The 24,980-nt window shown below is 69.1% G+C and carries 24 protein-coding genes and 1 tRNA gene; 19 read left to right on the forward strand and 6 right to left on the reverse strand.

What is annotated here, in order from left to right:
- The first annotated feature begins 3 nt into the window (after nucleotides 1-3).
- From GGR24_RS03475 to GGR24_RS03530, 12 genes are all read left to right on the forward strand, one after another.
- Nucleotides 4-1,308, forward strand: a complete 1,305-nt coding sequence (locus tag GGR24_RS03475) for an AAA family ATPase (RefSeq protein WP_183393875.1) — start codon at nucleotides 4-6, stop codon at nucleotides 1,306-1,308.
- Nucleotides 1,309-1,311: 3 nt separating this feature from the next.
- Entirely contained in the window at nucleotides 1,312-1,686 is a 375-nt protein-coding gene (gene crcB / locus GGR24_RS03480) for a fluoride efflux transporter CrcB (RefSeq protein WP_183393876.1), read from the forward strand.
- A 91-nt stretch (nucleotides 1,687-1,777) separates the two neighbouring features.
- The gene (locus tag GGR24_RS03485; protein WP_183393877.1) at nucleotides 1,778-3,016 is read left to right on the forward strand and encodes an RluA family pseudouridine synthase; all 1,239 of its coding nucleotides are present in this window, start codon (nucleotides 1,778-1,780) and stop codon (nucleotides 3,014-3,016) included.
- A 52-nt stretch (nucleotides 3,017-3,068) separates the two neighbouring features.
- Nucleotides 3,069-3,749: an HAD-IA family hydrolase gene (locus GGR24_RS03490; protein WP_246397919.1), complete on the forward strand. Its 681-nt coding sequence runs from the start codon at nucleotides 3,069-3,071 to the stop codon at nucleotides 3,747-3,749.
- Nucleotides 3,749-4,492: an ATP12 family chaperone protein gene (locus GGR24_RS03495; protein ID WP_183393878.1), complete on the forward strand. Its 744-nt coding sequence runs from the start codon at nucleotides 3,749-3,751 to the stop codon at nucleotides 4,490-4,492. Before GGR24_RS03490 ends, GGR24_RS03495 begins: the two co-directional genes overlap by 1 nt.
- Nucleotides 4,493-4,665: 173 nt before the next feature.
- Nucleotides 4,666-6,192, forward strand: coding sequence for an acyl-CoA carboxylase subunit beta (locus GGR24_RS03500; protein WP_183393879.1), 1,527 nt, complete (start codon nucleotides 4,666-4,668; stop codon nucleotides 6,190-6,192).
- 201 nt (nucleotides 6,193-6,393) lie between these two features.
- Nucleotides 6,394-7,344, forward strand: a complete 951-nt coding sequence (locus GGR24_RS03505) for an acyl-CoA desaturase (RefSeq protein ID WP_183393880.1) — start codon at nucleotides 6,394-6,396, stop codon at nucleotides 7,342-7,344.
- 171 nt (nucleotides 7,345-7,515) lie between these two features.
- Complete coding sequence (locus tag GGR24_RS03510) at nucleotides 7,516-8,808, forward strand: glycosyltransferase (RefSeq protein WP_183393881.1); 1,293 nt, start codon at nucleotides 7,516-7,518, stop codon at nucleotides 8,806-8,808.
- A 69-nt stretch (nucleotides 8,809-8,877) separates the two neighbouring features.
- Nucleotides 8,878-10,155, forward strand: a complete 1,278-nt coding sequence (locus GGR24_RS03515; RefSeq protein ID WP_183393882.1) for a glycosyltransferase — start codon at nucleotides 8,878-8,880, stop codon at nucleotides 10,153-10,155.
- A 58-nt stretch (nucleotides 10,156-10,213) separates the two neighbouring features.
- Complete coding sequence (locus tag GGR24_RS03520) at nucleotides 10,214-11,608, forward strand: hypothetical protein (protein WP_183393883.1); 1,395 nt, start codon at nucleotides 10,214-10,216, stop codon at nucleotides 11,606-11,608.
- Between the two features lie 122 nt (nucleotides 11,609-11,730).
- Complete coding sequence (locus GGR24_RS03525; RefSeq protein ID WP_183393884.1) at nucleotides 11,731-13,752, forward strand: acetyl-CoA carboxylase biotin carboxylase subunit; 2,022 nt, start codon at nucleotides 11,731-11,733, stop codon at nucleotides 13,750-13,752.
- Between the two features lie 53 nt (nucleotides 13,753-13,805).
- Nucleotides 13,806-14,096: an acylphosphatase gene (locus GGR24_RS03530; RefSeq protein WP_183393885.1), complete on the forward strand. Its 291-nt coding sequence runs from the start codon at nucleotides 13,806-13,808 to the stop codon at nucleotides 14,094-14,096.
- Here GGR24_RS03530 and lipB read toward each other — a convergent pair.
- Nucleotides 14,093-14,818 (reverse strand): lipoyl(octanoyl) transferase LipB, encoded by a 726-nt coding sequence (gene lipB / locus GGR24_RS03535; RefSeq protein ID WP_183393886.1) that lies wholly within the window; start codon nucleotides 14,816-14,818, stop codon nucleotides 14,093-14,095. The two genes, GGR24_RS03530 and lipB, sit on opposite strands and share 4 nt — an antisense overlap.
- 67 nt (nucleotides 14,819-14,885) lie before the next feature.
- On the opposite strand from lipB, the gene GGR24_RS03540 reads away from it, so the two are divergent.
- The 5 genes from GGR24_RS03540 (at nucleotide 14,886) to GGR24_RS03560 (ending at nucleotide 18,130) form a co-directional block, all read left to right on the forward strand.
- Nucleotides 14,886-15,170 carry a FliM/FliN family flagellar motor switch protein gene (locus GGR24_RS03540; protein ID WP_183393887.1) on the forward strand — a complete coding sequence of 95 codons (285 nt, stop codon included), beginning with the start codon at nucleotides 14,886-14,888 and terminating at the stop codon, nucleotides 15,168-15,170.
- A 54-nt stretch (nucleotides 15,171-15,224) separates the two neighbouring features.
- Nucleotides 15,225-15,309: transfer RNA gene (locus tag GGR24_RS03545), tRNA-Leu, on the forward strand.
- A gap of 259 nt (nucleotides 15,310-15,568) precedes the next feature.
- On the forward strand, nucleotides 15,569-16,990 hold the full coding sequence (gene mgtE, locus GGR24_RS03550; RefSeq protein ID WP_183393888.1) for a magnesium transporter: 1,422 nt from the start codon (nucleotides 15,569-15,571) through the stop codon (nucleotides 16,988-16,990).
- Nucleotides 16,991-17,076: 86 nt separating this feature from the next.
- Nucleotides 17,077-17,247: a hypothetical protein gene (locus GGR24_RS03555; RefSeq protein ID WP_183393889.1), complete on the forward strand. Its 171-nt coding sequence runs from the start codon at nucleotides 17,077-17,079 to the stop codon at nucleotides 17,245-17,247.
- A 58-nt stretch (nucleotides 17,248-17,305) separates the two neighbouring features.
- The gene (locus GGR24_RS03560; RefSeq protein WP_428978212.1) at nucleotides 17,306-18,130 is read left to right on the forward strand and encodes a glycoside hydrolase family 25 protein; all 825 of its coding nucleotides are present in this window, start codon (nucleotides 17,306-17,308) and stop codon (nucleotides 18,128-18,130) included.
- Between the two features lie 116 nt (nucleotides 18,131-18,246).
- Here GGR24_RS03560 and GGR24_RS03565 read toward each other — a convergent pair whose 3' ends face one another.
- Nucleotides 18,247-19,320 carry an acyltransferase family protein gene (locus GGR24_RS03565; protein WP_183393890.1) on the reverse strand — a complete coding sequence of 358 codons (1,074 nt, stop codon included), beginning with the start codon at nucleotides 19,318-19,320 and terminating at the stop codon, nucleotides 18,247-18,249.
- A gap of 106 nt (nucleotides 19,321-19,426) precedes the next feature.
- Between GGR24_RS03565 and GGR24_RS03570 the strand changes: the two genes are divergently transcribed.
- Complete coding sequence (locus GGR24_RS03570) at nucleotides 19,427-20,218, forward strand: YdcF family protein (RefSeq protein ID WP_183393891.1); 792 nt, start codon at nucleotides 19,427-19,429, stop codon at nucleotides 20,216-20,218.
- A gap of 75 nt (nucleotides 20,219-20,293) precedes the next feature.
- Nucleotides 20,294-22,273: a potassium transporter Kup gene (locus tag GGR24_RS03575; protein ID WP_183393892.1), complete on the forward strand. Its 1,980-nt coding sequence runs from the start codon at nucleotides 20,294-20,296 to the stop codon at nucleotides 22,271-22,273.
- A 7-nt stretch (nucleotides 22,274-22,280) separates the two neighbouring features.
- Here the strand turns inward: GGR24_RS03575 and GGR24_RS03580 are convergent, their stop codons facing one another.
- The 4 genes from GGR24_RS03580 to GGR24_RS03595 form a co-directional block, all read right to left on the reverse strand.
- Nucleotides 22,281-22,670: a thioredoxin family protein gene (locus GGR24_RS03580; RefSeq protein ID WP_183393893.1), complete on the reverse strand. Its 390-nt coding sequence runs from the start codon at nucleotides 22,668-22,670 to the stop codon at nucleotides 22,281-22,283.
- A gap of 34 nt (nucleotides 22,671-22,704) precedes the next feature.
- On the reverse strand, nucleotides 22,705-23,049 hold the full coding sequence (locus tag GGR24_RS03585) for a DUF3253 domain-containing protein (RefSeq protein WP_183393894.1): 345 nt from the start codon (nucleotides 23,047-23,049) through the stop codon (nucleotides 22,705-22,707).
- On the reverse strand, nucleotides 23,046-24,479 hold the full coding sequence (trmFO, locus tag GGR24_RS03590; protein WP_183393895.1) for a methylenetetrahydrofolate--tRNA-(uracil(54)-C(5))-methyltransferase (FADH(2)-oxidizing) TrmFO: 1,434 nt from the start codon (nucleotides 24,477-24,479) through the stop codon (nucleotides 23,046-23,048). Before trmFO ends, GGR24_RS03585 begins: the two co-directional genes overlap by 4 nt.
- 99 nt (nucleotides 24,480-24,578) lie before the next feature.
- Complete coding sequence (locus tag GGR24_RS03595; protein WP_183393896.1) at nucleotides 24,579-24,743, reverse strand: DUF1127 domain-containing protein; 165 nt, start codon at nucleotides 24,741-24,743, stop codon at nucleotides 24,579-24,581.
- Between the last annotated feature and the right edge of the window lie 237 nt (nucleotides 24,744-24,980).

Below are 24,980 nucleotides of genomic sequence, written 5' to 3' on the forward strand. Positions count from 1 at the left end.
TGCGTGGCGAACCTGTTCGAGGCGGCTGGACTTGAGCGCGAAGCGCCGCGGCCGCTCGCCGACAGGCTTCGCCCGCAGACGCTCGATGAGGTCATCGGGCAGGAGCATCTTCTGGGACCGGATGGGGCGCTCGGCCGCCTCGTGGCGGCGCGGAGCCTGGGAAGCCTGATCTTCTGGGGACCTCCCGGGACCGGAAAGACGACGGTCGGCCGTTTGCTCGCGGACGCCACCAACCTCGCCTTCGAACCGATCTCGGCGATCTTCTCGGGGGTCGCCGATCTGAAGAAGGTGTTCGAGACCGCGCGGGCGCGCCGCGCGGCCGGCCGCGGCACATTGCTGTTCGTCGACGAGATTCACCGCTTCAACAAGGCGCAGCAGGACAGCTTCCTGCCGGTCATGGAGGACGGCACCGTCACGCTCGTCGGCGCGACGACCGAGAACCCGTCCTTCGCGCTGAATGCGGCTCTGCTGTCGCGGGCGCGCGTGCTGGTCTTCAGGTCGCTCGACGCGGAGGCGATCGAGAAGCTGCTCGCGCGCGCCGAAGCCATCGAGGGCAGGGCGCTTCCGCTCGATCCGGGGGCGCGCGCCGCGCTCATCCGGATGGCGGACGGCGACGGCCGCGCCGCGCTCACCCTCGCCGAGGAGATCTGGCGCGCCGCCCGGCCGGACGAGGTTTTCGACGCCGAGCGGGTGCAGGACGTCGTGCAGCGGCGCGCGCCCATCTACGACAAGTCCGCGGACGGGCACTACAACCTGATCTCGGCGCTCCACAAATCGGTGCGCGGCTCGGATCCGGACGCCGCGCTCTACTGGCTGGCGCGCATGCTCGACGCCGGGGAGGATCCGCTCTACCTCGCCCGCCGCCTGATCCGCATGGCCTCCGAGGACATCGGCCTCGCGGACCCGCAGGCGCTCACCGTCGCCATCGCGGCCCGCGACGCCTATGAGCAGCTCGGCACGCCCGAGGGGGAGCTGGCGCTCGCCGAATGCGTGGTGCATCTCGCGACCGCCCCGAAGTCGAACGCGGTTTACGTCGCCTACAAGCGCGCCCGCGCCGCCGCGAAGGAGCACGGCTCGCTGCTGCCGCCGAAGCACATCCTGAACGCGCCGACCAAGCTCATGAAGTCGGAAGGCTATGGCGCCGGCTACGCCTATGATCACGACGCGCCCGAAGCCTTCTCTGGCCAGGACTACTTCCCGGAGGAGATGGGCCGCCGGCGGTTCTACGACCCGCCGGACCGGGGCTTCGAGCGCGAACTCAGGAAGCGGCTGGACTATTGGGCGAAGCTCCGGGCGGAGCGGGAGTAGATCATGGTCCCCGTGCTTCTGGTCGCGCTCGGAGGAGCGTTGGGGTCGGTCGCCCGCTACCTCGTCAACGTCGCCAGCAGCCGCGTGTTCGGGATGGGGTTTCCCTGGGGCACGCTGACCGTGAACGTCGTCGGCGGCTTCGCCATGGGGCTGCTCGCGGCCCTGCTGGCGCTGAAGGGCGGCTCCCAGGAGACGCGCGTGTTCCTGATGACGGGCGTGCTCGGCGGCTTCACGACATTCTCGGCCTTCTCGCTGGACGCCGTGGCGCTGTGGGAGCGCGGCGCGGCCGGCCTTGCGGCAGGCTACGTGGCGGCCTCGGTCGCGCTCTCGATCGGGGCGCTGTTCGGCGGCCTCGCGCTTGGGCGCGCTCTGGGGTAAAAGGCCAGTTCTTCTCACTCGAAACGCAAGTCGCCGACGCCCCGCAAGCCGGGCGTCGCGGCCGTGTCGGCGAACCGAAAGCACGTCCCCGATGGCCGACCGCCCCTCACGCGGACCCAAGCCAGGCTCCCGCCCCCCCGCGCGCACCAAGACCGGACGGCCGACCAAGGCCGCAGCTCGGGCCGCAGCCGGCGCGGCGTTCCGCAATCCGGCGAAGAAGCCCGCCGCGCAGAAATCCTCCGGCGCGCCACGCTCCGCGGTGGAGAAGAGCCTTGCGATGGCCGTCAGGCCGTTGCCGGCGCTTCCGGGCAAGTCCGCCGGCGTCCAGACGATCCCGGTCCGCGAGGCGGAAGAGGGCATGCGTCTCGACCGCTGGTTCAAGGAGCGCTTTCCGGCGCTGGCGTTCGGGCACCTCCAGAAGCTCTGCCGGACAGGCCAGATCCGCGTCGACGGAGCGCGCGCCAAGACCGCGACGCGGCTCTCGGCCGGCATGCAGGTCCGCGTCCCGCCGCTGAAGAACGAGGACGACGATGGGGAGGGGGTCGCCGCCCCCGCCGTCCGCCATCCGGCCAGCGACGACAAGGACGCGCGGTTCCTGAAGGACATCACGCTCTTCGAGAGCCGCGACATCCTGGTGTTGAACAAGCCGTTCGGCCTGGCGGTGCAGGGCGGCTCGGGCACCACCCGGCATGTCGACGGCCTGCTCGAGGCGCTGCGCGACCGGCAGGGCCAGAAGCCGCGCCTGGTTCACCGGATCGACAAGGACACCGCCGGCGTGCTGGTCGTCGCCAAGACGCGGCTGGCCGCCTCCGAGCTCGCGCGCGCGTTCCGCTCGCGTCTCACCCGCAAGATCTACTGGGCGCTCGTCGCCGGCGTGCCGCGGGTCCGGCAGGGCCGGATCTCGACCTATCTGGCGAAGGGCGAGGGCGACGGTCCCGAGGGCGAGCGCATGCAGGTCGCCGATCACGGCCACGACGGCGCCAGCCACGCGCTGACCTATTATGCGGTGGTGGATCAGGCCGGGCAGAAGCTGTCCTGGCTGTCGCTGAAGCCGGTCACCGGCCGGACCCATCAGCTGCGCGCTCATTGCGCCCATATCGGCCATCCGATCGTGGGCGATCCCAAATACTTCAACGTCGAGAACTGGGAGTTCCCGGGCGGCTTGCAGAACCGGCTGCACCTTCTCGCGCGGCGGCTCGTGCTGCCGCTCGCCAATGGCGACGTGCTCGACGTCTCCGCGCCCTTGCCGCCGCATATGGCGCAGTCGTGGAGCGTTCTCGGCTTCGACGCCAGCGATTACGACCCGATCGTCGACGCGCCGGAGGACTGAGCGGCCGTCGGTCCCCGGGTCGCTTGTGCGCGTGGGCCCGCGGGCTTAGTTCATGACCATGAAGCTCGTCATCTTCGACGTCGACGGCACGCTCCTCGACAGCCAGCACGCCATCGTGGCGGCGATGGCGAAAGCCTATATCCAGCATGGCCTGCCGGCGCCCACGCGCGAGGCCGTGCGGGCGATCGTCGGGCTCTCGGTCGCCGAAGCGGTGGCGGCGCTTTCGGCGGAGGCGTCCGACCACCCGCTCCAGGACATCGGCGACGCCTTCAAGCGCAGCTTCATGGAAAGCCGCAAGAGCTCGCCCGACGGGATGGCGCTCTATCCGGGCGCGCTCGAGATCATCGAAACGTTGGCGGCCCGCCACGACGTCCTCCTCGGACTCGCCACCGGCAACTCACGGCGCGGCGTGGCGCATTTTCTTGAACGTTTCGGCATCGAGGACCGCTTCGTCACGCGCCAGACGGCCGACGACGCGCCGTCGAAGCCGCATCCGGCGATGGTGCTCCAGGCGATCGCCGAGGCGGGCGTGTCGCCCGAATGCGCGGTGATGATCGGCGACACCACCTTCGACATGGAGATGGCGCGGGCTGCGGGCGCGCGGGCGATCGGCGTCGGGTGGGGCTATCACCCGCGCGAGCGCCTGTTCGCCGCCGGCGCCGAGACCATACTGGAGAGCTTCGAGGAACTGCCGGGGGTTCTCGGGCTGCTGGACGCCGTGGAGGCCGCGTGATGGTTGAGATCGCTCCGGAGGCGCTCGGGAAGGCTCCGCTCCCGAAGCGATTCTATACGCAGGTCGAGGTTCTCGACGAGGCGGGGCGTTTCTTCGTGACGCTTGATCGCCGCAAGGTGAGGACTCCGGCCAAGGCCGCCCTCACCTTCGCGTCGCCCCCCCTCGCCGAAGCCGTGGCCGAGGAATGGCGCGCCCAGCAGGACGTCATCGATCCGCGGACGATGCCGCTCACCCGCATCGCCAACGTGGCGATCGACGGCGTCGCGCCCGAGCGCGAGGCGGTCCTGGCGGAGATCGTCAAATACGCGTCGAGCGATCTCGTCTGCTACCGGGCCGACATGCCGGATCGGCTCGTGGCGCGGCAGACGGAACATTGGGACCCGGTGCTGGCCTTCGCCCGCGACGATCTCGGGGCCCGCTTCGTGCTCGCCCAAGGCGTGATGTTCGTCGACCAGCCCGAAGAGACGCTCGAGGCGGTGCGGCGGGCGCTGCCCCGCGACGACCATTTCGTGCTCGCGGCGCTCAGCACGATGACCACCCTGACTGGCTCGGCACTGCTGGCGCTCGGGGTCCTGAGGGGCTGGCACACGGTCGAGCAGGCCTGGGCCGCCGCGAATGTCGACGAGGGCTGGAACGCCGATCTCTGGGGCCACGACGCCGAGGCCGCGGCCCGCCAGGAGGCGCGGCGCGTCGAGATGGAAGCCGCCGCCCGCATGATCGCTCTGAGCCTCTCGGCCCGCTGAGGCGCCCGCGAGAACCGAGCCGGCTCCTCAGTCCCCGGAAGTGAGCGCCGCAGGGGAGGGAAAAGCCGCCTCCAGGCTCCGCCGTCTTCCTCCTTTGTCGACGTTGCCGGGCCGCGTCGGTCGGGCTAGGGCTGCACCGCAACATCCTTGATATTTGAAGGGCGGCGGTCGCGATGAAGGACATTCTGCAGGAGCTCGAGCAGCGTCGCGCAACCGCCCGCCTCGGCGGCGGCGAGAAGCGCATCGCCGCCCAGCACGCGCGCGGCAAGCTGACCGCCCGCGAGCGTCTCGAGATCCTGCTCGATCCCGGCTCCTTCGAAGAATACGACATGTTCGTCGAGCATCGCTCGAGCGATTTCGGGATGGAGAAGCAGAAGATCCCCGGCGACGGCGTCGTTACCGGCTGGGGCACGGTGAACGGCCGCAAGGTCTTCGTCTTCGCCAAGGACTTCACCGTGTTCGGCGGTTCGCTGTCCGAAGCGCACGCCCAGAAGATCACCAAGATCCAGGACATGGCGATCCGGAACCGGGCCCCGGTGATCGGCCTGTTCGACGCGGGCGGGGCCCGCATCCAGGAAGGCGTCGCGGCGCTGGGCGGCTATGGCGAGGTCTTCCAGCGCAACGTGCTGGCCTCCGGCGTGATCCCGCAGATCTCGGTGATCATGGGCCCGTGCGCGGGCGGCGACGTCTATTCGCCGGCGATGACCGACTTCATCTTCATGGTCCGCGACCGCTCCTACATGTTCGTGACCGGGCCGGACGTCGTGAAGACGGTGACCAACGAGACGGTCACCGCGGAAGAGCTCGGCGGCGCCAAGGTGCACACGACGAAGTCGTCGATCGCCGACGGGGCCTATGACAATGACGTCGACGCTCTGGTCGACATGCGCCGGCTGATGGACTTCCTGCCGGGCAACAACATCGAAGGCGTGCCCGAATGGCCTTCCTTCGATGATCCGGACCGGCTCGACGCTTCGCTCGACACGCTGATCCCGGACAACCCGAACAAGCCCTACGACATCAAGGAACTGATCCTGAAGACCGTCGACGAGAGCGACTTCTTCGAGATTCAGGAAGCCTTCGCGCGAAACATCGTCACCGGGTTCGGCCGGATGGAGGGCCGCACGGTCGGGATCGTCGCCAACCAGCCGATGGTGCTGGCGGGCGTTCTCGACAGCGACGCGAGCCGCAAGGCGGCGCGCTTCGTGCGGTTCTGCGACTGCTTCGAGATCCCGATCGTCACCTTCGTCGACGTGCCGGGCTTCCTGCCCGGCACCGCGCAGGAGTATGGCGGGCTCATCAAGCACGGCGCGAAGCTGCTGTTCGCCTACGCGGAGGCGACAGTCCCGAAGGTCACGGTGATCACCCGCAAGGCGTATGGCGGCGCCTATGACGTCATGGCCTCGAAGCATCTGCGCGGCGACGTGAACTATGCCTGGCCGTCAGCGCAGATCGCCGTCATGGGCGCCAAGGGCGCGGTCGAGATCATCTTCCGCGGCGCCGACGCGGACGGCATCGCGCAGAAGACCAGGGAGTACGAGGACCGTTTCATGTCGCCCTTCGTGGCGGCCGAGCGCGGCTATATCGACGAGGTCATCCTGCCGCGATCGACCCGCCGCCGCGTCGCCCGCGCGCTCGCGATGCTCCGCGGCAAGCGGCTCGAAAACCCCTGGAAGAAGCACGACAACATTCCGCTTTGAGGCTTTTCGTCCCGAAATGGCACGTAACGGCGGATGCGGCTTGACAAAAAAGTTCGCCGGTTAACCTTCCGTTAACTTCCGACTCGCTTTTTCCGGGCGTTAACGCTTCATTAACCCTCGCGATCGGGAGCGAGGGCGTGCGCCTGCGCCGCTGACAAAGCGGCGCTCCGTGGCTGATCGCGTGTAGCGATGAGGTCAGGAATGGTCGCACTCGATCTTGCCCCGCTCCACGGCGAAGCCGAGGAGCGCGTTCACCCACGCAAAGGCGTCAAGGTCGGTGGCCCCGACGCCCTCTGGAAACGGCTGGAATACGGCACGCTGATCGGCGGCATGGCGATCGGCGCCATGCTCGGCGTCTGGTGGATGTTCACCCACCAGATGACCTGGATCGAGTGGACCTCGCTGGCCGTGGGCTACGTCGTCATCAATGTCGGCGTCGGCATGGGCTACCATCGCTATTTCACCCACCGCGCCTTCGAGACCTCGAAGCCGATGCGCTATGCGATCGGCGTCCTGGCGCAGCTCTGCTGCCAGGGCTCGGTGCTGCGCTGGGTGGCCGATCACCGCCGCCACCACGCGCACGCGGACCAGTGCGGCGACGTCCACAGCCCGGTCGTCGACGGCATGTGCAACAACGAGGGCACGCTGAAGGGCCTGTTTCACAGCCATATCGGCTGGCTCGCTGACGCCACGACGACGGACCTCGACGTGTTCGCGCGCGATCTCCAGCAGGACCCGGTCATCATGTGGTGCCACCGCACCCGCTGGTTCTGGGCCTTCGTCTCGATGGCCGGCGCGCCCTTCCTGTTCGGCTACGCGTTCGGCGGTCTCGAGCACGGCATCGGCTCGATGCTGGTCGGCGGGTTCCTCCGGACGTTCCTGTTCCTCAACATCGTCCTCGCGGTGAACTCGATCGGCCACACCTTCGGTTCGGAGCGGTTCGAGAACCACAGCCACGCCAAGAACAACTGGATCCTGGCTCTGCTGACCTTCGGCGACGGCTGGCACAACAACCACCACAAGCACCCGCGCAACGCCTATGCGGGGCTCGCCTGGTACGAGATCGACGTGAACGGCTACATCATCTCCGGCCTGGAGAAGCTGGGGCTGGTGTGGAACGTCGTGCGCGTGCCGACCGCCAAGGCCGACTGACCCGTCGGTTCCCTCTCTCTCTCTCTCTCTCTCTCTCAACTTGTCCAGCCGGAGCCTTGCGCTCCGGCTTTTTCGTATGCGCGGATTTGCGCGTTGAGGGGAAAGCACTTTTGGCCCGGGATCACATATACGTAAGCGATGCCCGGGCAACGCTTGGGGCGTTCGGGCGAGATGATGCGCGTATTGGTCGTGTCGATCGGCACATATGGCGACGTGCTGCCATTCATCGCGATGGCGGCGGAGCTCGGCCGCCGCGGCCATGAGGTCACGCTCGCCAGCGCCGAGACGTTCGAGGCGCCGGCGCGGCGGGCGGGCGTTCCCTTCGAGCCGCTGATGTCGACGGCCGAATACGCCGGCCTGTTCGATCATCCGGATTTCTGGCGGCCATGGCTGGGACCGCAGCGCCTGTTCTCGGCGCTTCCGGAGCTGGCGCGGCCGACCTACGAGTTCATCGCGCGCAACCACCAGCCGGGAGAGACGGTGGTGGTCGCCTCCGCGCTGGCGTTCGGCGCCCGCGTGGCCGAGGAGATCCTCCGGGTCCCCGTGGTCTGGGCGCATCTGACGCCCATCCTGCTTCCGAGCCGCCACGAGCCGCCGCGGCTGCCCTTTCTGCCGCTGCCGCGCTGGCTCCCGCCGGTCATCAAATGGAAGCTCCAGACCGGGGCGTACAAGTTCGCCATCGCGCCTCGACTGCGGCCGAAGCTGAACGCATTCAGGGCCGAGCTCGGCCTGCCGCCGATCGAGAACCTGCGCAAGTGGTGGCGGCCGCGTCGGCGCATGGCGCTTCTGTTCCCGGACTGGTTCGCGGCCCCGCAGCCGGACTGGCCCGAGCAGGCCCGCCAGCTCGATTTCCCGCGGGCGGATCTCTTCGGCGCGCGGTCGGAACGCCTCGATCCGGCCCTCCAGGCGTTTCTGAGCGCCGGGGAGAAGCCGATCGCCATCACGTTCGGATCAGCGCGGTTCGGGTCCGACAAGCTCTATCGCGCCGCGATCGAGGCCTGCGTGCGGCTCGGTCGGCGGTGCCTCGTGCTCTCCCAGCAGCCGATGGAGGCGGTCGAGGGCCTCGAGCACGCCGCCTTCTTCACTGAATACGCGCCGCTGAGCCAGGTTCTGCCGAACTGCGCGGCCCTGGTTCATCATGGCGGCGTCGGCACTGTCTCGCTCGCGCTCGCCGCCGGCGTGCCGCAGTTGATCGCGCCGATGGCGTTCGATCAGTTTGATCACGCGGCGCGCGTGCGGCGGCTCGGTTGCGGCGCCTCGCTCTCCCGCCGGCGGTTTGGGGCGCGCAGCGCCGCGAGCGTCCTGGCTCGCATTCTCGACTCCCCCGAGGTGGCCGCGAGTTGCGCGGCTGCGGCCGCGCGCAGCGGTCGGGGCGACGCGATCATCGACGCCTGCGACCTGATCGAGCGGGAGGGGACGCCTCGCTCCATGGCCGCGCCGGCGCGCCGTCGCAGCAGCGTTTGACGGCGCCCGCTGGCCGGGTCATGAAATTGGGGAAGACCGCAGGTCCATCGGGCCGGCGACCTCCGCCTCATGCACGTGCTGATTGCGGCGATCGGCAGCTCCGGAGACGTCCTCCCGCTGATCGCGATAGGAGGCGAGCTTCAGCGACGCGGGCACCGGGTGACGATGGCCGCGCCGGCGCCGTTCGGCCCGATGGCGGCGCGCGCCGGCATCGGCTTCGAGGCTCTCGGGACAGAGCGGGATTACGCGGCCGCCTTCGCTGATCCTGCGCTCTGGAGCTCCCGCCGCGGAGTGCGCACGCTGTTCGCGGCGGTCGCAGCCGCCATTCCGCCGACATTCGCCTTCGTGATGCGGCGACATCGCCGCGGCCGCACGATCGTCCTGGCCTCCTCGCTGGCGCTTGGCGCGCGCGTGGCGGTGGGCGTCCGACGCGGTCCATACATCGTCGTCCACCTGCAGCCGGTGCTGATGCAGAGCCGGCATGAGGCGCCCAGACTGCCGGGACTGTTCAGCCTGGGCTGGCTGCCGGCAGAGCTGAAGTGGCGACTGCAGATCGGCGCCGACAGATACGTCATCGATCCGGCCCTGCTCCCCGCGCTGAACGCGTTTCGCGCCGAGATCGGACAGGATCCCGTGCGTCGTCTGCGCCATTGGTGGAATGCGCGCGGCCGGGTGCTGCTGCTCTACCCGCCATGGTTCGCGGCGTTCCAGCCGGACTGGCCGAAGAACGCGCGTCAGGTCGGCTTTCCTTGCGCGGACATGGTCGGAGCGCCGGACGAGGGCCCGGAGGCGCTCGCCGCGTTTCTGGACGCCGGCCCCAAACCGGTGGCCGTGACGTTCGGCACCGGCATGCTGCACGGGGAAGCGATGTATCGGGCGGCGATCGCCGCCTGCGCCGCGCTCGGGCTCCGCTGCGTGGTGTCGTGCCCCCATCCGCTCGAGATTCCGCCTGAGGGGCGGGGTCAGGTCTTCGTCCTTCGCTATGCGCCGTTCAGCGTTCTGCTGCCGCGCTGCCGCGCGATCATTCATCACGGCGGCATCGGCACGGTCGCGCAGGCCTTCGCCGCGGCGATCCCGCAGCTGATCGTGCCGCTCGCCTTTGACCAGTTCGACAATGCGGAACGCGTGAAACGGCTGGGCTGCGGGCTCGTTCTGCGCCGCGAGGCGTTTGGCGCGCGCATAGCCGCCCGGCGACTGCGGGGCCTGCTCGCCTCGACCCGGGTCTCCGAGGCGTGCGCGGGCGTCGCGCAGCGCTGCGTCGGAGCCGACGCCATCGGGAGGGTCTGCGAGGAGGTCGAGGCTGTCTTCGCGGAAAGCAGGGCGCTGCGCGGCGGAGGAGATCGATAGACGGGCGTCCCGCTCCATCTGAGGATACGGGCGGGGGAGCCCGACGGGAGGTGGAGCGATGCGCTTGTCTGACCGGGCGGAGATGGAGCCGACCCAAGCCGCGTGCGCCTCCACGACGTCCCGTGGCGACGAGGTGCGGCCCGACGAAGGACGTCCGCCGGCCGCGGAAGCCGAGCCGTCGGCTCAGGAGGTCCGGCGCCGGCACGTCCTCTACATCCAGGGCTACGATCCGCGCGGTCCGGCGGAGTACCGGCGGCTGATCGCGCTCGAACTCCGGCGCTTCGCGCGTCTCTGGGGCGCGACCGCGAGCATCAAGCCCGGCCTTGTCGAGGACGCCCGCACGCCGAGCGCTGAATGGGCGGCCTCCGTTCGGGGCGGCGAGGCGCAGGTGGCGGTTCGCTACGAAACCCTGCGGTGGGACGACCTGGTGCAGAAGGACTTCGCTGCGCCGCTCCCGGTTAAGGTGCTGCGCGGCTTCGTGACGCTTTGGGACGCGGTGACGTCGGGCCTGCTGTGGCGGGTGGCGCGGGCCTCCCCGCGCTGCGCCATCGCGTGGAGCTATCCGGTGGCCGTGATCCTGCTGATCACCGCCCTCTCGGCGGCGGCAGGGACGGGCGCCTGCGCCTGGGTGGCGGCGCACGGTCCCTGGCCGCTCGCGCTGGCGCTCGGAGCGGCGGTCGCGGTCGCGCTCCTGCTGGGCGCGCTGCAGCTCGTGAAACGGGCCGGCGGCTTCGTCTTCCACCTGATGGACGACGGCCGCTCGCAGCGGCGTTACGCCCGGCGCGAGGACGCCGCCCTGCATGCCCGCGTCGACCGTTTCGCCGACCGGATCCGAGAGGTCGTCGCGGCCGGAGAGGCGGACGAGATCCTGGTGGTCGGCCACAGCAGCGGCAGCTTCCTTGCGATCGACGCCCTCGCGCGCGTCTATGAGCGCGACCCGGACTTCGCCGCGCGGAGCCGTTCGACGCTCTCGCTGCTCACCGTCGGGGCGACCGAACTCCTGATCGGGCTGCACCCCAAAGGCGGCTGGTTCCGGGAACGGCTCGGCCGACTGGCGGGCGAGCCGACGCTGTTCTGGGCCGAGGTGGTGGGCCCCTGGGACTTCCTCAACTTCCCGCACCGCGACCCGGTCTCTGAGCTTCGCCTCTCGCCCGGAGAGAAGCCTTGCAACCCGACGTTCCGCAGAGCCTATCTGACCAAGATGCTCGGCAAGCAGAGCATCGATCGCATGCGGCGGCGCTGGCAGGTGTTCCGCCTGCACTTTCAGTTCATCATGGCGAACGAGGTGAAGGGTCCGTACGATTACTTCTCGCTCGTCTGCGGACCATGGACCGCGCGCAGCCAGTTCGCGCGCACGGCGCGGGGATCGCTGATGGCGCCGCTGCTCGGCCCGCCCCCGCCGCCGCTGCCGCGGCCGTCCTACCTGCCGCCATTGCCCGGCGCGAAGCGCTGAACGCGGTCGTTCCCTTCGTCCTTCGGCCGATGGACGAGCGCTCCGCAGCTACCGTAATAACGCGCGTTCCCTCCGTCCTGTCCCGCTAGGGACGCCGCCTCCGTCTGGGGATTTCAGCCTCCATGTTCAGCAAGATCCTCATCGCCAACCGTGGCGAGATCGCCTGCCGCGTCATCAAGACCGCCCGGCGCATGGGGATCGCGACCGTCGCGGTGTTTTCGGACGCTGACCGCGATGCGCTGCATGTCGAGATGGCCGACGAGGCGGTGCATATCGGGCCGCCGGCGGCCGCGCAGTCCTACCTGCTGATCGACAGGATCGTCGCCGCCTGCAAGCAGACGGGCGCGCAGGCCGTGCACCCCGGCTATGGCTTCCTCTCCGAGCGCGCCGCCTTCCCTGAGGCGCTCGCGGCCGAGGGGATCGTGTTCATCGGCCCGAACCCCAGGGCGATCGAGGCCATGGGCGACAAGATCGAGTCCAAGAAGGCCGCGGCCGCCGCCAGGGTTTCGACCGTGCCGGGCAATCTCGGCGTGATCGAGACGCCAGAGGACGCGGTGCGGGTCGCCGAGGAGATCGGCTTCCCGGTGATGATCAAGGCGTCAGCCGGCGGCGGCGGCAAGGGCATGCGGATCGCCTATTCGGCGAGCGACGTCGCGGAAGGCTTCCGGGCCTCGAAGTCGGAGGCGAAGTCGTCCTTCGGCGACGACCGCGTGTTCATCGAAAAGTTCATCGTGAACCCGCGCCACATCGAGATCCAGGTGCTCGGCGACAAGCACGGCAACGTCATCTATCTCGGCGAGCGCGAATGCTCGATCCAGCGCCGCAACCAGAAGGTCGTCGAGGAGGCGCCGTCGCCACTGCTCGACGAGGCCACGCGCCGGGCGATGGGCGAGCAGTCGGTCGCTCTCGCGAAGGCGGTGGGCTACGATTCCGCCGGCACGGTCGAGTTCGTGGCCGGGCAGGACAAGTCCTTCTACTTCCTCGAGATGAACACCCGGCTCCAGGTCGAGCATCCGGTCACCGAGCTCGTCACCGGCATCGACCTCGTCGAACAGATGATCCGGGTCGCTGCCGGTGAGAAGCTGTCGATCAGCCAGTCCGACGTGAGACTCGACGGCTGGGCCGTCGAGAGCCGGATCTACGCCGAGGACCCGTACCGCAACTTCCTGCCCTCGATCGGCCGGCTCACCACCTACCGGCCGCCGGCCGAGTCCACCGAGGACGGGATCACGGTCCGCAACGACACCGGCGTGACCGAAGGTGGCGAGATCTCGCTGCATTACGACCCGATGATCGCGAAGCTCGTGACGCATGGCCCGACCCGCCTGGCCGCCATCGAGGCGCAGGGGGCGGCGCTCGACGCCTTCGCGATCGACGGCATCCAGCACAACGTCCCGTTCCTCGCAGCGCTGATGGAGCACCCGCGCTGGCGCGAGGGCCGGCTGTCGACCGGCTTCATCGCCGAGGAGTTTCCGGACGGCTTCGCTCCGCGAAAGGCCGAAGGGGAAGTGGCCGACACGATCGTGGCGATCGCGGCCCAGATCGACTGGCTGGTGATGGAGCGCCGCCGGCTGATCTCGAACCAGCTGCGCAAGGGCGCAGCCACAAAGGAGCGGCTGCGGACCGTCCTGCTGGACGGCGAGGCGACAAGCGTCGAGACCAGCGCCGACGGCGACGTCGTGATCGTCCGGACGCTGGATGAAGCGGGGAGGGAGACCGCCATCCGGCGGGTCGTCACCAGCTGGCGGCCGGGCGAGCCGGTGTGGAGCGGCGAGATCGACGGCGTCGCGGTCTCGGCCCAGGTTCGTCGCCGTCGCGGCGCCTATGGCTACGACATCGCCCATCGCGGCGTCGCGGTCTATGCGCGCGTCCATGGCGGGCGCATCGCCGAGCTGCTCGCGATGATGCCCGAGAAGGCCGTCCCGGACACCTCCAAGCATCTGCTGTGCCCGATGCCGGGCCTCGTGGTCTCGATCGCGGTCGAAGAGGGGCAGGAGGTCAAGGTCGGCGAGACGCTGGCGGTCGTCGAAGCCATGAAGATGGAGAATGTGCTGCGCGCCGAGCGCGACGGCACCGTGCACAAGGTCCACGTCAAGGCCGGCCACAGCCTTGCGGTCGACGCGGTGATCCTCGAGTTCGTCTGAGCTGTTCCGACCGCCGGCTTGCCGTCCACGGCCACGCGACCATCTCACCGGGCATGACCGAAGCCGTCGAACGCATCGAGATCACCGGCCGCGTGCAGGGCGTGGCCTACCGCAAATGGGCCCAAGACAAGGCCCGATCGCTTGGGCTGCGCGGCTTCGTGCGCAACCGCAGCGACGGCTCGGTGGAGGCGGTCGTGGCCGGACCGCAGGCCGGCGTCGACGCCTTCGCCGAAGCCTGCCGCGAGGGCCCTGGCCCGGCGAGGGTCAGTTCGGTGCGCCGTTCGGCGGCTGACGCCTCGGACGTGGCCGGCCATGACGGCGTCCATGTCGCGGACGACGCCTAGGCGTCCTCAGCGGTCGTCGGCCCGAAGATCTCCTCGAACGTCTCCCGCAGAGCCATGTCGACCTCGGCCATCGAGACGATTCGGCCGAGGTCGGCGAGACTCGTGACGCCATGGTCGCGGACGCCGCAGGGCACGATGCCCGCGTAGTGCGACAGGTCCGGCTCGACATTGAGACTGACGCCGTGGAGCGTGACCCAGCGCCTCACCCGCACGCCGATCGCCGCGATCTTGTCCTCCGCGTCGCGTCCTCGTTCCGGACGGCGCACCCACACGCCGACCCGGTCCTCGCGGCGCTCGCCCGTGACGCCGAAGCGGTCGAGCGTGGCGATCAGCCACGCTTCGAGCGCGGCCACGTAACGGCGCAAGTCCGGCGCGCGGCGCCGGAGGTCGAGCATCGCATAGGCCACCCGCTGGCCTGGCCCGTGATAGGTGTATTGGCCGCCGCGACCGGTCGCGAACACCGGCAGCAGGTCCGGCTGCGTCAGATCCGCCGCCTGCGCGCTGGTGCCGGCCGTGTAGAGCGGGCGATGCTCGAGCAGCCAGACCAGTTCGGGCGCGCGCCCATCCGCGATCTGGGCCGCGCGCGCCTCCATGGCGGCCATGGCCTCCTCGTAGCCGGTGAGGCCCTCGGTGACGCGCCACGCCACGGGCGCCGCCGGCGCCTCCGTCAGGAAGCCGCCAGCGAGCGAATCGCGTCGTCTCGGAGGCGCAGGATCAACCATGCGTTAACCATGTCCGTGGCGTGATCGGCTGGCGCGGATACGGCCGCGCGGGCGGAGACGACGTTTCGTGCCACCGATCAGCAAGGTCAACCTCGAGATTTCGGTGGTGCTGGGCGCCACCAAAATGCCCATCCACCAATTGCTGCGGATGGGCCGCGGGGCCGTCATCGAACTGCAGGCGAGCGAGGATGACGCCGTGACGCTGCTGGCCAACGACCATCCGATCGCGAGGGGAGCGGTGTTCGTCAGCGGCGACCGCATCGGCGTCGAGATCACCAGCATGCTGCTGCGCGACGAGCGTGGACGCACCGAGCGCGAGCCCGCGGAGGGGCTGCCGGACGTCGCAGCCTGAGAGCCGCCGAACGTGCTTGTGGTCCGGAGATCGATTTGTTATCAGCACGCCGCCGCGGTCGTGGCGGAACTGGTAGACGCGCAGCGTTGAGGTCGCTGTGGGGCAACCCGTGGAAGTTCGAGTCTTCTCGACCGCACCAACTGAACTGGACTGAAGATCGCCGGAGACCCCGACAACCGTCGGACCCCCGGACCTCCGATCGAAAAAACGGCCCGCCTTCGAGCGGGCCGTTTTCGTTTGCGGCGCCCATGGCCGCGCAAAGTCATGGCGCCCGCACGAGCCTCCAGATCCAGACGTTCTTGAGCTCGCACGCGGGCGGCGCCTGAGTTGCGGCGCGGCGCCGGACGACCTACACCGCGAGCGCGCTGCCGCTTCCATCCCGAACCCGTCGAGGGCGCATGACCGCTGACGCCGATCCGCGCGACGCGACGAGCGAGCTCGAGCCTGAGATCCGGGACGAGGACGGGCGACTCGCCTCGGGATTCGTCGAGGAGGTCGCCGAGGCGATCTCCGCGAATGACTCGGCGCGGGTTCGCGATCTTTCGGGGCGCCTCCACGAATCGGATCTGGGCGACCTGATCGAGACGCTCGGCCCGGACGACCGGCCGAAGCTGATCGAACTGCTCGGCAAGGACTTCGATTTCGCGGCGCTGACCGAGATCGACGAGACCGTGCGTGTCCAGCTCCTCGAGGAGCTGCCGCCCGAGACCGTCGCCAAGGGCATGCGGGAGCTCGACTCCGACGACGCCGTCTACATCCTGGAGGACCTCGACGAGGCGGACCGCGCGCGGATTCTCGCGCAGATGCCGGCGCTCGACCGCGTCGCGCTGACCCGCAGCCTCGACTACCCGGAAGATTCCGCCGGCAGGCGGATGCAGACCGAGTTCGTAGCCGCGCCTCCGTTCTGGACCGTCGGCCACACCATCGACTACATCGCCGACACCGACGGCCTGCCTGACACCTTCTACGAGATCTTCGTCGTCGACCCCGCGCACAAGCTGCTTGGCTCGGTGCCGCTGGATCGCCTGCTGCGGACGCGCCGCAGCCGGCTGCTCTCGGAGATCCTGGAGGAGAACCCGCGCACGATTCGCGCGACGGAAGACCAGGAACAGGCGGCGCGCATGTTCGAGCGCTACAACCTGGTCTCGGCCGCGGTCGTCGACGACGCCGGACGGCTGGTCGGCGTTCTCATGGTCGACGACATCCTCGACGTCATTGAGGAGGAGGCCGACGAGGATCTCCGCGCGCTGGGCGGCGTCACCGGCGACGAGGAAATCTCCGACCCGGTGCTCTACACCGCGCGAAGCCGCATCTTCTGGCTGCTCGTGAACCTGGCCACCGCTTTCGTCTCGGCCAGCGTGATCGGCCTGTTCGAAGGCACCATCCAGCAGATGGTGGCGCTCGCGGTGCTGATGCCGATCGTCGCCTCCATGGGCGGCAACGCCGGCACCCAGACGATGACGGTGGCGGTGCGCGCCCTCGCCACGCGCGACCTCGGCAGCCACAACGCCCGGCGGCTCGTCCGCCGCGAAACGCTGGTCGGGCTCGTGAACGGCGTCATTCTTGCGGTTCTGGTCGGCACGTTCGCGGGCGGCTGGTTCCAGAACGCGCAGCTCGGCCTGATCATCGGCGCGGCGATGGTGACCAATTTCGTCTGCGCCGGCCTATTCGGCATCCTGATCCCGCTCACGCTGGACAAACTCAAGGCCGACCCGGCCGTGGCGTCCGGCGTGTTCCTGACGACTGTCACCGACACCGTCGGGTTCTTTTCGTTCCTGGGGCTTGCGACCTGGTGGTTCGGGATTGGGCTTGGCGGCTGAAACATGGTGAGCGGAGTGTTAACGCTTTCGCCACCTTTCGAGATTTACGCTGCGCGTGATCCGACAGTCACTGGAGTGCCCCTGCGATGATTGACCCGATGATTGGACGCCTTGCGGGATGTCTCGTGTTCGGCGGCCTGCTCTTCGGTATGGTCACGCTGGTCGACGGGACGAGGGACACCCGGGCCTCGCAGCGCGTCGCTGCGGCCGAGGTCCAGCAGCGCGTGCTGAACCACACTTCGTTCACGCGTCCGTGAACAGCGCGGGGTCGCGATCGGACTAAGATACCTCCGCCAACGGGGAGCGATCGGGGCCATGCGAGTGAACGGGGGACGCGCTGCGCGCTTGCGCGGCTTGGGCGTCGCGATCGCGGCGTTCGCCGTGATGGGGCTTGGCGCCTGCTCTTCGGTGAGCGGCGACGTCGACATTCAGCCGACGCGGCTCACCACCACCGTCGACACTGCGACCGGGCTGTCCTCTCCGCTTTCGGGCGTCGTCACCACGCCTGACGATCACGGCATCAAGGGCATCGACGTCTCCAAGTACCAGGGCCCGATCGACTGGGCGACGGTTCGGGCGTCGGGCGTCTCCTTCGCCTATGTGAAGGCGACCGAGGGCGGCGACCGCGTCGATGATCGCTTCGCCGAAAACTGGGCGGCCGCGAAGGCCGCCGGCGTCCCGCGCGGCGCGTATCATTTCTACTATTTCTGCCGCACCGGCGCCGAACAGGCCGCCTGGTTCATCCGCAACGTGCCTGCCGATCCGGACGCCCTGCCGCCCGTGCTCGACATGGAGTGGAACCCGGATTCCCCGAGCTGCAAGCGCCGGCCGCCGGTCGCCGAGATCCATCGCGAGATGGCGAGCTTCCTGCGCATCGTCGAGAAGCATTACGGCAAGCGGCCGATGATCTACACCAGCGTCGACTTCCACCGCGACGCGCTGGTCGCCGCTTTTCCGCAGCACCATTTCTGGCTTCGCAGCGTCGCCGGCCATCCTTCGCTGAAGTATGGTTCGCGCAGCTTCGCGATGTGGCAGCACACCGCCACCGGTCGGGTTCCGGGCATCAGCGGCAACGTCGACCAGAACGTCTTCGTCGGCGGGTCGAACGACTGGCGCCGGTTCGCCTCCACCGGCCGCTGAGGGCTGACCGCCGGCCGGCCAACGCGCCTCAAGGGCGCCCTTGAAGGCGGCTGGGGTCTCGCGCCGTGGTCGGCTGAGCATCAGGCGCTCCAGCGCGACCGAAGCCTCGCGGCCCCTCACGCGATGGCGAGGCGGCGCCGGATCGCTGCGGTGAGGGGGCTGATGAACCGGCCGAGCGGCCGCTCCACGTAGTTCGCCGAGAGGGCGCCCGCTGCGAGCGCGAGCGGCAGGGCTGCGAGGAAGACCTGGATCGCGGACCATTCCGGCGCCGCGTCGGCGATGAACTGCTCGATCATGTAGCCCCAGATATAGAACCCGTAGGACCAGGCCCCGAGCTGGGCGAGGGCGGCGGTCAGGCGGCCGCCGAGAAATCCGATGCACAGGGTCGCATAGGCGATGAGGATCAGGCCCGCGAGCGCCGCCACGTGCGAGTAGGCGAGGGGCGCCGTCAGCACGACGATCACGAGGAGGATCCGGTTGGACACCGGCACCCGGTCGGCATAGAGCGAGAGCACTACGCCGATGCCGAAGGCGGTGGTGAACCGCACCATGTGGTGGAGCGAACCCAGATAAGCGTAGGTTTCCCCGTTCCAGAACCAGCCCAGGTTGACCACCGCGGTCAACGCGAGCCCCGCCAGCGCCAGTCGGCGCCAGCGCAGGAGGCCGAGGGCCCAGATCGCCACCAGCGTCACCTCGAACACCAGCTGGTAGTGCACGGTCCAGAGCGGGACGAAGAGGATGCCCGGCTGGGGGCTCTCCATGAAGACGCCCGGCAGCGTGGCGTTGACGTCGTAGAGGGTCGTCACAACCAGGATGAACCGGAGCAGGTCCAGGCTGAAATAGTCGCGGAGCGTCAGCGTGGTGACCAGCGGCCCCAGCACGATCGTCGCGAACAGCGCGGCGACGAAGATCGGCGGCAGATAGCGGATCAGGCGCGAGACGACGAAACGGAGCCCGTCCTGCCGCCGCATGAGGCTGCGCGTCACCAGCATGCCCGACAGGATGAAGAAGGCGTGTACGCCCTGGAAGTCCGGCGAGAAGCCGAAGATATGGAAGAAGTCCGCCGTCTCGATGCCAGGCGTGGTGACGACCCACGCGTGGCAATACAGGACGGCGGTCGCAGCCAGCAGCCTGACGGCGGCGAGGTCGTTCGTCTCGCGCTGGAAGCACTCGTCGAGGGTGGCTGGCAACCGACGAAACCTCTCGTGGCGCGGTGCTCTGGAACCGTCCCTATAATCGCGCTTTCATGAACAAAGCGTCGAGTCGATCCCAGAGCCGCGAGTTGGGCAGGCCGTCATGTTCTTCGTTCTGTCCAAGGTTATGGGCTTTCTCACGACGCCTTCAAACCTGGCGGTGATGGCCGGGCTCGCCGGCGGGCTCGCGGCCATGCTGGGAGCGCGCGGGTTCGGCTCCGCCCTGATGGGGGCGGCGATCCTGTCGCTGGCGATCGCGGGGCTGTCGCCGCTCGGCAACCTGCTGCTCATTCCGCTCGAGGAACGTTTTCCGCGCGCATCGGACGATCCGGCGCCGACAGGGTTCATCGTGCTCGGGGGTTCGTTCGACACCGTGGTCGCGGCGTCTCGCGGGGAGATCACGCTGACCAAGGCGGCGGGACGGCTGACCGAGATCGCCGAGCTCGCCCGCCGCTGGCCGCAGGCGCGGATCGTGTTCTCCGGCGGATCGGGCGCCCTGCTGTTCGACGGCGCCACCGAGGCCGATCTCGCCGCGCGGCTGCTGCAGAGCTTCGGCGTCGACCCGGAGCGGATCCTGCTTGAGGATCGCTCCCGGAACACGATCGAGAACGCGCGCTTCACGCGCGAACTGATCGACCCGCGCCCCGGGGAACGATGGCTGCTGGTGACGTCCGCCTACCACATGCCGCGCTCCATGGGCTGTTTCCGCGCCGTGGGGCTGCAGGTCGAGGCCTGGCCGGTGGACTTCCGGACCCGCGGATCGGAGGACGCCCTGCGGCCCTTCCGGTCGGTGAGCGCCGGGCTCAGCCGCGTGGACGTGGCGGTGCGGGAATGGGTCGGCCTTGTGACCTATTGGCTGTTGGGCTATGTGAGCGGCCCGTTGCCCCGCCCCTGATCACTCACAGATATGCCTACGCGCCGTAGGTTGTGCAGCGCAACGTTCCGCCGTGGATGCGGCTCAAGGGTCACGATGACGACAAGCTCCGACGAAGGCGCGGCCTCGCAGACCGCGGCCTCGAGCCAGGCCTATGACGGCCAGACCGCCGGGGCGAGCGGGACTCATGGCGCAAGCGTCGCTCAGGAGGCGGCGGTCAAGGGGAAGCGCCACGGCTTCTGGACCATGACGATCGGCAGCGTCGGCGTCGTCTATGGCGACATCGGGACGAGCCCGCTCTACGCGATGCGGGAGTCGCTGCTCCATCTCGGGCGGGTGCCGAACGCCGAGGAGATCATCGGCGTCGCCTCGCTGCTGATCTGGTCGCTGATCGTTGTGGTGACGCTGAAATACGTCATCATCCTGCTGCGCGCGGACAACCACGGGGAGGGCGGCACGCTCTCGCTGATGGCGCTGGCGCGGAACGCCCTCGGACGGCGCTCCAACATCGTGCTGGCGCTGGGCGTCGTCGGGGCCGCCCTGTTCTACGGCGACGCTGTGATCACGCCGGCGGTCTCGGTGCTGTCCGCGACCGAGGGCCTGAACGTCGCGGCCCCGGCGCTCGGCCCGTACGTGCTGCCGATGACGCTCGCGATCATCATCGGACTGTTCGCGGCGCAATCCTATGGCACGGGTCGGGTGGCGGCGCTGTTCGGTCCGCTGATGGTGGTCTGGTTCCTGTCGCTGTTCGGGCTCGGGCTCTACCACGTGTTCGACGCGCCCAGCGTGCTGGTGGCGCTCAATCCCTATCACGCGCTCCTTTTCCTGTTCGACCACGGCTTTCTCGGCTTCGTGGTTCTGGGCGCGACCTTCCTCGCGGTGACCGGCGCGGAGGCGCTCTACGCCGACATGGGCCATTTCGGCCGCGGTCCGATCCGCACGGCGTGGCTCAGTCTCGTGCTCCCGGCGCTGGTGATGAACTATCTGGGCCAGGCCGCGCTCGCCACGACGCAGCCGGAGGCGATCAGCAACCTGTTCTTCCTGCTCGCGCCGGAATGGCTGCGGCTGCCGCTGGTGCTGTTCTCCTGCGTGGCGACGGTGGTCGCAAGCCAGGCCAACATCTCGGGCGCCTACTCGCTGACGCGGCAAGGCATGCAGCTCGGCCTGCTGCCGCATCTCGAGGTCCAGCACACCTCCGAGACCCAGCACGGGCAGATCTACATGCCCAAGGTGAACTGGCTGATGCTCGCCTGCGTGCTGTTCCTGGTGATCGCCTTCCAGACCTCCGGCCGGCTCGCCGCCGCCTACGGCCTGTCGGTGATCGGCACGATGATCATGACCACGATCCTCGCCGTGGTGGTGATCGCGAAGGCCTGGAAGCTCGGCTGGCCGCTCGCGCTGCTGATCATGGCGCCGCTGGTGGTGACCGACGCCGCCTTCCTCAGCGCCAATCTGCTGAAGATCAAGGACGGCGGCTATATCCCGCTTATGCTGGGCTTGATCGGCGTGGTGCTGATGTGGACCTGGATCCGCGGCACCCGTTACGTCCAGGGCCGAATCGAGCACGAGGCGATACCGATCGGAGAGTTCGCCAAGTCGATGTCGACCAGCTCCGCGACGCGCGTGAAGGGCACGGCGATGTATCTTACGTCGTCGGCCGGCATCACGCCGCCGGCGCTGCTGCACAACCTCAAGCACAACAAGGTGCTGCACGAGCGGAACGTCATCGTCACCGTGCACACGCTGAACCAGCCGGTGGCGCCGTCGGAGGAGCGGATCAGCCTGACGCGGGTGTCGGAGGACTTCTCGACGCTGGAGCTGCGCTACGGCTTCATGGAGGACCCGAACCTGCCGCGGGCGCTCTCGCTCGCCAAGGAGCACGGCCTGCCGTTCGACATGATGAAGACGTCGTTCTTCGTCGGGCGTCGATCGTTCCGGGCGTCGGCGAGCGTGGGCATGCCGCTCTGGCAGGACCACGTCTTCATCTTCCTGGTCCGCCAGTCCTACGACGCGACCGAGTACTTCCGGATCCCGGCCGGCCGCGTGGTCGAGCTCGGCAACCAGATGGTGGTGTGAGCAGGCGTCACAAACCCTTCGCGAGCAGTGCCTCGATCGCCGCCTTGTCGGTGGCTCCGACGGAGCGCGCCACCTCCCGTCCGCCTTTGAACACGATGATCGTGCTGCGATCGGGCGCGTTCAGCGCCCGCATCGCTTTCTTCTCGGTGTCGTAATCGACCAGGAAGGCGCGGAACGCCGCGAACCGCCCGTCTTCGAGAAGCTTCGCCAGAGCGGGTCGCTGCGCCCGGCAGGTCGGGCACCAGTCGGCGTCGATATGCGCGACCACAGGGCCGCCCGCCGCCAGCGCTGCCTCGAAGTTGACGTTGGCGTAGCGCTGCATGCCCGCGGCGTCCGCCAGGGACGGGATCAGCGCCGCCGCGGCGGCGGCGAGCAGGATCTGGCGGCGGTTCCGCATGGACGCCTCGCGAGACGGATCGAACTGCCCGTCTCTACGGGTCCGTCGGCGGATTGGTTACGCCGTCGTCGCCGATCGTCGTCGGGGCGGGAGACTCAATCTGCTCCGGCTCGTCGCCGGCGCCTTCAGGCGGCAGGCCGATGCGGTAGACGCCCTTGAAGGTTTCCGGATCGACGGGCTTGCCCTTGCGGTAGATCGCCAGCCGGCCGCGCCGCGCCAGCCGCGTCGCAGCCGCCTTCACGCCGCCGAGCCGGCCCTGCCAATCCTCTTCGCCGCGCTGTTCGGCTGCGGCCTTGGCGGCTTCGGCCGGGCTGATCGTCTTGCCGGCGCCGCGCTCGGTCGCGAGCCGCAGCACCAGATCTTCGATGGTCTCGCTCATTCGGCGGCCTCGGCGGCGGGCGTCGTGTCGCCGGACAGCCAGCGCGCGAGATCGACGCGGGCCCGGTCGGTGAACATGCGTTTCTTCGCCTGCGCCTTGGCGGCGCCGCGGGGACGCGAGCCGTCCGGAGCGCGAAGCGGCCCCTCGATCGGCGGGAACAGGCCGAAGTTCACGTTCATGGGCTGATAGCTCTTCGGGCCTTCACCCTCCACCGAGAGATGACCCCCGGTGACATGGCCGAGCAGCGCGCCGAGCGCGGTGGTGGCGGGCGGCGCGGCGACGCAGCCGCCGAGCCGGTCTCCCGCCGCGAACCGGCCGGCGAGAAGGCCGATCGCGGCGCTTTCCACGTAACCCTCGCAGCCCGTCATCTGCCCGGCGAAGCGCAGGCGCGGCTCGGCTTTCAGCCGAAGCGAACGGTCGAGCAGCTTCGGGCTGTTCAGATAGGTGTTGCGATGCAGACCGCCGAGCCGGGCGAACTCCGCCCGCTCCAGCCCCGGAATGGTGCGGAACAGCCGCACCTGCTCGGCGTGGCGGAGCTTCGTCTGGAAACCCACCATGTTGAACAGCGTGCCGAGCGCGTTGTCTTGCCGGAGTTGGACCACCGCATAGGGCTTCTCGTCCGGCTTGTGCGCGTTGGTGAGGCCCATCGGCTTCATGGGGCCATGGCGCAGCGTTTCGGGTCCGCGCTCGGCCATGACCTCGATCGGCAGGCAGCCGTCGAAATAGGGGGTCGAGGCCTCCCATTGCTTGAACGAGACCTTCTCGCCCGCGACCAGCCCCGCCACGAAGGCCTCATACTGCTCCCGCGTCATGGGGCAGTTGAGGTAGTCCGCGCCGGTCCCGCCGGGCCCGACCTTGTCGTAGCGCGACTGCCTCCAGGCGACGCTCATGTCGATCGTCTCGGCGTGGACGATCGGGGCGATCGCATCGAAGAACGCGAGTTCGCCTTCGCCGGTGAGCTTCGCGATCGCCTCGGCGAGCGGATCGGAGGTGAGCGGGCCGGTCGCGACGATCACGCTGTCCCATTCGGCGGGCGGCAGGCCCGCGACTTCCTCGCGCCGGATCTCCACCAGGGGATGTTCTTCAAGCGCGGCCGAGACCGCGGCCGCGAAGCCGTCGCGGTCCACCGCGAGAGCGCCGCCGGCCGGGACCTGGTTGGCGTCGGCCGAGCGCATGATCAGCGAACCGAGCGCGCGCATCTCCTGGTGGAGAAGGCCGACCGCGTTCTGCTCGGCGTCGTCGGAGCGGAACGAGTTCGAGCAGACGAGCTCGGCGAGCGAGTCGGTCTGATGCGCCTCGGTGGAGCGTTGCGGCCGCATCTCGTGCAGCACGACGCGGACGCCAGCCTGCGCCAGCTGCCAGGCGGCCTCGCTGCCGGCGAGGCCGCCGCCGATGACGTGGACGGGTGCAGGGTCGGGGGTGTCGATCATCGCGCGACCGTAGTGGGCGCGCCCGGCGCGGGCAACGGCGCCCCACCGGACAAACAGACCCGGGGGGCCGTGACGCGCTGATCCGCAGAGAAGCCGGGATCAGGAAGAGGCGAGGGCCGCCTGTCGCGCCACGCGCGGGATCTCGCTGCGCGCTACGTTGATGTCGGCCAGCGCGCGGTCGTCGAGGCTGGCGAGCTCCTCGAGTGTTGCGCGATAGCTCCGCCAGGTCCGGTAGCGCTTGAGGAGGAAGGTCCAGAACAGCATTTCGGTCGTCCAAAGGTCATGGGCGCGAGCGAGCGGAACGCGGCTCGCCGGCCCTATGCGAGGTGCGTTGGAGCGACCACGTAGGGAGCCTGAGCTTGATGCAGAAGAACTGGGCGCACAGTGCTGCACTGCGCGCCAGTCATGGGCGCGGTCATAAAATATAGAGGAAGTTACGGATCAGTCTTGCGGCGGCCGCAAGACTTGGCCGCCTGCCCAGAAAGCGGCTCTGCCCAGGAT

The sequence above is a fragment of the Hansschlegelia beijingensis genome (assembly GCF_014196425.1).
Lineage (GTDB): Bacteria > Pseudomonadota > Alphaproteobacteria > Rhizobiales > Methylopilaceae > Methylopila > Methylopila beijingensis.